The following is a 6,221-nucleotide window of genomic DNA, read 5'->3' on the forward strand; positions in this document are numbered from 1 at the left end:
CCTGATCTAGAGGTGATCGAAGGCTAGGGTCACCAATAACAAGGATGAAAAACCATGACAAAGAAAAATGTTTTACTGGTCGGCGAATCTTGGACGACCAATGAAAGCCATACAAAGGGGTTTGATCTGTTCGCGACCGCGACATTCAAAACCGGAGCAACGGATTTTCTGCAACAACTGGAAGACAGTAACTACCAGATCACCTACATGACAAACCATGAAGCGCAGGAAGGGTTTCCAACTGAGCTGGAAGAGCTGAATATTTACGACATCGTCGTACTGTCTGACATTGGCACCAATACTTTGTTGTTGCACCCAGACACCTGGGCAAAAAGTGCCAGAACCCCTAACCGACTCAAGCTGATTAAAGAGTATGTGCTGGGAGGTGGCGCACTGATGATGATTGGCGGTTACCTGAGTTTTCAGGGTATCAATGGCGCTGCCCGATACCACGGAACACCAGTAGAAGATGTGCTGCCAGTGACCTGTTTGCAGCGAGATGATCGAGTGGAAGTGCCAGAAGGGTTCGTTGCCGAACTCGTTGCGGATCACCCTGTGTTAAGTGGCGTTAAGGACGAAGAATGGCCCTACCTGCTTGGATACAATCAGGTAGAAGCCAAAGAGGGGGCAACGGTACTGGCTGTAGTACCAGAATCGCAGCATCCGTTACTGGCATGTCAGGAATTTGGTCGTGGGCGAGCATTAGTCTGGACAAGCGATATGGCTGTGCATTGGGTACCTGAGCCTTTCATTGCGTGGTCGGGTTATAAACGCATCTGGACGAACTGCTTCGACTGGCTGACAGAAATACCTGCCACCGCTTAAGACACGAAAAAGGTAAAGCTTATGGACGCGGTATCCCTGACACAACGGCTGATCAACATTCAGACACTTAACCCGCCCGGTGATGAGCAAGAATGTTCGCGTTACCTCATGTCACTTCTGGAACTGGAAGGTTTTCAGGTTCGCACTCATTGTTTTGGTGAAGGGCGGGTAAACCTGATAGCGGAAATGTCAGGAGCAGAAGGCGGGGAGCCGCTTGGCTTTACTGGTCATATGGATACCGTGCCGCTGGGCAATGCTGACTGGGGGAAATCACCATTTGGTGGTGAAATCGAAAAAGGACGTCTGTATGGGCGAGGCTCCAGTGATATGAAGTCCGGCATTGCAGCGTTTATATCAGCATGCATCAAAAACAAGGCGGCGATCAAAGAAGGTAAAGGGGTCGTTCTCATTCTGACAGGCGGAGAAGAGACGGGCTGCGATGGAGCAAAAGCCATGGTCGTCGACAACGTTGATTTTCCCGAAGTTGGCGCGTTGATTGTCGGCGAGCCCACCAGTAATTACCCCGTAATTGGACACAAAGGTGCGCTGTGGTTGAAAGCGTCGTTTAAGGGAGTCACTGCCCACAGCGCCATGCCAGAGCAGGGACACAATGCGATTTATGATGCGTCGGAAGCGGTGTTTTCTCTGAAGCATTTATCGATTGGAGAAAGCCATTCTCTGATGGGGAGTACCACTTTGAACATTGGCACTATTCAAGGGGGAATCAACATCAACTCCGTGCCCGATCATTGTGATTTTCATATCGACATCCGTACCGTAGAAGGCATGAATCATTCTTGCGTCAGTCAGAAAATTCAGCAGCTAATTGGTGGTCAGGGGCACTTAGAAACGGTCATGGATTTGCCGCCTATGCTCTCAGACGCCAGTCATCCATGGATAAACTTGTGCTATCAAGTGTGTCAGGTAGATTCGTCCAAAGCACTGAAACCGGCGATCATGCCTTACTTTACCGATGCAGCCATCCTTAAGCCGCGGTTGAACAATATACCGACCGTCCTATTGGGGCCGGGAAGTCCAGAAATGGCACATCAGACAGACGAATACTGCTATGTTGAGAATATTGTTCGGGCTGTTGATATTTATGGAGAACTGATTTCTTCCTGGCAGTTAAACACGTAAGAGTCTTGAGTTAGTGTCTCCAGTCAATATCACCGAATGGTTCAAATACGAACTGGTGTGGCTGACAGAACTCGCTGGGTTTTCCTTCAAAATGGCATTCCTCTGTATGGAAGGCCTCAACTTGCTCTACGTCCCCGCACGCCATTCCAACGGACAGGTTACTTAGTGCCTGCACTTCTCCCGGTTCCAGCTTATCCTTCCCCAGTGCGATACCACAATTGAAAGTGCCATACTGATTGTGCACTTTAATGTTCATTTTTAAATCGGTTAGCTTGGTATCGGTGGCATTTTTAGCCACATAAATGCAGCGGCAACCTGTAGGGGTAGTCGTGAAAGACTTTGGGTAAATGCCCACTGTCTGATTCATGACCGATGAGAAGATGTCCGTTTTTTTGGTCGATCGGGTTGCAGATTCATCGGTTAAGCAACCTGATAGTGCTGGCGTTAACATCAGCAGTAGGGTCCTGTTCATGATTGCACCTTATCTGATCAATCTTCTTGCTGTTTGAAAATAGACATTTAAATAGCAAAGAATATGCCTTTTGCGAATTCAGCTCTTGTCAAATCTTGATGGATTAGTGCGAAAACCCCTCAAGTTCTTAATCTTGATACAAATACTTGTTTCAACAGGAAAATCAGTTGAGCTCATCATCAAAACTTAAATTTAATCTGAACTTATAATACGAACAAAGCGGGCAATTATTTGCCCTATAAGCAACATTTTGCTTGAAGCCATGTCTCCTATTGATGACGTTTTAAATACCGTTCTCTGAACTTTGCAGTAGCACACCTTTGTCTCCGGCTAACTGATGTATAACTTTCTACTCCCATACTTTGTATTCCCATAATTATAGAGACACGCATGACCCGCTTATTGATTGTTGAAGACATTCCCGCATATCGACAGTTTTTATCTCAGCTTTCGGATTCTGAGCAGATCAGCCATTGTGACAGCGCCAGTTGTCTGGCGCAGGCTTTCGAGCTGGTTAAGCAGCATCAATACGATTTAGCCTTGGTTGATCTCGGCTTACCCGACGGTAATGGTCGGGAACTGATCGCTCACTTAAGAACGCAATCCCCAAAAACGGAAATCATGGTGCTGACCATCTTTGGCGACGAAGACAATGTGCTCAAAGCCATCGAAGCGGGTGCTCGTGGTTACTTGCTGAAAGATACCCCATTCGAACAGATAGAGCAGGCGATCGCTAACCAACTCGCCGGAGGCGCACCCATGAGTGCTGCCGTCGCTGCTCATGTGTTGAACCAAATCCAAGGCGGGCAAAAAGAACCTTTGCCGAATCCATTAACGGGTCGGGAAAACGAAGTACTGACTTTGCTGGCAAAAGGGCTTAAAAGCAGCGAAATCAGTAATATGATGGGTATTTCTCATTACACAGTGAACGATCATATCAAAGCGATTTATCGCAAACTTGAAGTCAACAGCCGCTGTGAAGCGGTGTATGAAGCCAATCAGCAGGGGCTGATCAAGTAACCTCAACCCCTGCCTCAACTGGCTTACTTCGCTTCCAGCACCATGATGCGCTCTTCCAATCTTTGAACCTGCTGGTGCAGTTGCTTGGTGGTTTCCAGCAGTAAAGGGATCAGCCCTTCATAGTCGACACTCTTCATGCCTTCTGCGTCTTCATCCACTAAAGATGGGATCACCGCTTCTACCTGTTGGGCAATCAGCCCGTATTCTGTGGTGTTGCTGTGGCTGTCTTTCCACAAAAACGTCACGCCATTCAACTGACTTAGGATTTGCTGTGGTGAAAGGATAGGGTTGATGTTTTTCTTGAGCCTTTCATCAGACGTTCGGCGAAAGTTACGCGCTTTGATTGCTCCGGTTTCTCCATCGACGTGAATATCGGGGGTATCCTTGGGAGTGATGACTTTAATTGAACCAGTTTCGTTGTCGATGCGTTCTGTTACCGCTGCCACACTGCCTACACTGATCTCTTTGCGACACTCCTGTTCTTCACAGAACACTTTATCGGACACGGTTGATTTGGTGCGAACACGGTTTGGCGTAATAACCGTGCGGTTGGCGCGGCTAGAAAATTCTGAAGTGATGATTAAGTTGTCGCGCAGAATCTCAACGCCTGTGCCTTTGTTTTCTTCGGCTCGCTGACCAAAACGAAAGTGGTTTGCGATGTTGTCGATGCGGCGGGTGCCCAGTTTGATGTCGGTAGTCATAATTAAGTCCTTTTAGTTTTGAGTTGGCGTAGAAAAGAGCCCGAATGGCAGCGGAGTTCCGGTACTGCTGAGTGTGCCGTTGGCTTCTTCTAAATCGAATGAGAAGGTCGCGCCGTTGATCATCACTTGCAGATTCACGTTAGCAACTTTGTTCACCCCCGATGTCGCGCAGCGAAGGTGCAGTTTGCTGACGGATTTCATCGGTATCCGTGCTTCGGTATCCAGCACGACTTGCTCGGAAGCATAGAGCTTCATCGCCCCTTGATTCACCAGCGATTTCACCACCAGCGGGAACTTGCGATCCCCGTAATGGAGGTTGAACACCAGTTTTTCTGCGTTGCTTCTTGCTTGTACCGTCAGCGTTGCTCCCAGCATGTTCAGTGTTTGATGAGGAATCAGATTTCGAAGTGAACCATTAAATGGAATTCCGAGTTCTTCCGTGGCTCTACGAACGCGATAATTTGGTGCGATTTGCCCCATCACTTTACGCAGACTGAAGGTGTGATGGTCGGTCATCATGGATTGCAGACGAGCAAAATACTGGTTTGCTCCGGATTTGTTGGGATGCAGCATGTGGGCTTTCTGGCAAGACACCGCAGTGAGCAGGTTTTGTCCCAGTTCCAACCCTTCCGATGCAGAAAAACTCAACGTTGCCTGATATTTCGGGCACATCTTGACGCGCTCGCGAGTGACAAGAGGATCGCCTCGCAATCCCCACACCTGCGGCTGTCGTGTGAACATGGCTTTGCTGGCCGACAAACCGGGGTGAACAAACCAGATGGGCGCTTTGCCGCTGGCAGTGAGTTGTTGGTTGACCTTGTTGGCTGCACGCATTGCGCCCAGTTCCATGGCGGTATAGAACAGGTAAGCATTGAGTTTGATGATGTCGAGCTGGTCGGCTGGCGCAGTCAGCCCGTCGCCCATCCATCCGAGAATGTCATCGATGGGCGTGAGCGCTTCGGCAAACTCGATAATGGTGTCGGCAAAACGGTTTCCGGTTCGGAAGTTAGCAATTTCCTGCAACACGGAACCCGCTTGCTCCATCACGTCCAATACCTGTTCAACACTTTCAAATTTTGAATGCGGAGAAACGGCCGGAAAATAGCCCGTATAGATGATCAACGCATTGGGGCACTGATTTCTGGCTTTCACCAGAAACGGGATCAGGCGGTCGTCGACCAGTCCATCCAGCTTTTGCACCGTCTTTTCAAAATCGGTGGCAGCAGACTTAAACCCGACGTCGTTGGCGATGCCGTTCATCAGCAGCAAATCGACGTTTTCTGGTTGGTCGATGTCTGTGAGTTGTCTGGTAATGGTCGGGTACGACGCAGGCAAGTCACCAAAATAGGTGGGTTGCGGCAAGTTGGTGTCGTAGCTCGGGCGTCGGTGGTGCTCGTTGTCGTTCCCGATGATGGCACCAGAATGGGCTTTGTAATCACCAGTGACGGGTTGGTGAAGATCCCGCACATTTGCGCCACTATTTACGTTTTGTCGAAGCCAACTGACGAGTTGATTCGCATAGGTTAAGTGACGGGGGATACCTTGCCCCCACATCACTGAATCACCAATAACGGCTATTCGCATCATGTCCTCCTTGAGTGTAGATAAGTGTTATCTGACTGGTTTTTGCTTTGAGTAGCGTTTTGCCTAGCGCAGTTACCAGTGCGGCAACTGCGCTAAGCAATGATGAATAATGTCGGCGTCCCGCACGTTTTGAGTCCTTTCTAAAGGGGCGATCAGCTCTGTGGCGGAATCCACTTTTATGCCCTCGTGACCTCGACCGGCGACCACCACGATTTCATCGGGCTGCTGTGTTTTTAAAGCTTGATAAATGGCGTCCGTCCGGTTTTTGATGACTCGGGCATGTGGCAGGACTTTTTTGAGTGGTGCGAAGATCTGTTCAGGCGGCTCGCTTCGTGAGTTATCGCTGGTGATAAAGGCTTGGTCTGCAAACTGTCTGACACTTTCTGCCATGGGTGCGCGTTTGCTTCTGTCTCTATCACCACCGCAACCGAACACCACCACCAGCTTCTTGCCAAAGGTTTGATTCAGTGAATCCAGAG

The 6,221-nt window shown here is 49.1% G+C and carries 7 protein-coding genes; 3 read left to right on the top strand and 4 right to left on the bottom strand.

The features are described 5' to 3' along the window. The first annotated feature begins 54 nt into the window (after positions 1-54). Complete coding sequence (locus tag RH89_RS21975) at positions 55-825, top strand: glutamine amidotransferase (protein ID WP_004406755.1); 771 nt, start codon at positions 55-57, stop codon at positions 823-825. A 21-nt stretch (positions 826-846) separates the two neighbouring features. Further along, positions 847-1,965: a M20 family metallopeptidase gene (locus RH89_RS21980; RefSeq protein WP_004406756.1), complete on the top strand. Its 1,119-nt coding sequence runs from the start codon at positions 847-849 to the stop codon at positions 1,963-1,965. A gap of 10 nt (positions 1,966-1,975) precedes the next feature. Here the strand turns inward: RH89_RS21980 and RH89_RS21985 are convergent, their stop codons facing one another. Continuing rightward, positions 1,976-2,437 (bottom strand): hypothetical protein, encoded by a 462-nt coding sequence (locus RH89_RS21985; protein ID WP_022560776.1) that lies wholly within the window; start codon positions 2,435-2,437, stop codon positions 1,976-1,978. A gap of 390 nt (positions 2,438-2,827) precedes the next feature. On the opposite strand from RH89_RS21985, the gene RH89_RS21990 reads away from it, so the two are divergent. Then, positions 2,828-3,457, top strand: a complete 630-nt coding sequence (locus RH89_RS21990; protein ID WP_004406760.1) for a response regulator — start codon at positions 2,828-2,830, stop codon at positions 3,455-3,457. 23 nt (positions 3,458-3,480) lie between these two features. Here the strand turns inward: RH89_RS21990 and RH89_RS21995 are convergent, their stop codons facing one another. From RH89_RS21995 to RH89_RS22005, 3 genes are all read right to left on the bottom strand, one after another. Beyond that, the gene (locus RH89_RS21995; protein ID WP_004406761.1) at positions 3,481-4,158 is read right to left on the bottom strand and encodes a tail fiber domain-containing protein; all 678 of its coding nucleotides are present in this window, start codon (positions 4,156-4,158) and stop codon (positions 3,481-3,483) included. A 12-nt stretch (positions 4,159-4,170) separates the two neighbouring features. After that, on the bottom strand, positions 4,171-5,745 hold the full coding sequence (locus RH89_RS22000; protein WP_244410433.1) for a hypothetical protein: 1,575 nt from the start codon (positions 5,743-5,745) through the stop codon (positions 4,171-4,173). A gap of 69 nt (positions 5,746-5,814) precedes the next feature. Further along, the coding region (locus tag RH89_RS22005; RefSeq protein WP_038146999.1) for a glutamate ligase domain-containing protein at positions 5,815-6,221 on the bottom strand (407 nt) is incomplete at its 5' end.

Source organism: Vibrio nigripulchritudo ATCC 27043 (genome assembly GCF_000222685.1).
Lineage (GTDB): Bacteria > Pseudomonadota > Gammaproteobacteria > Enterobacterales > Vibrionaceae > Vibrio > Vibrio nigripulchritudo.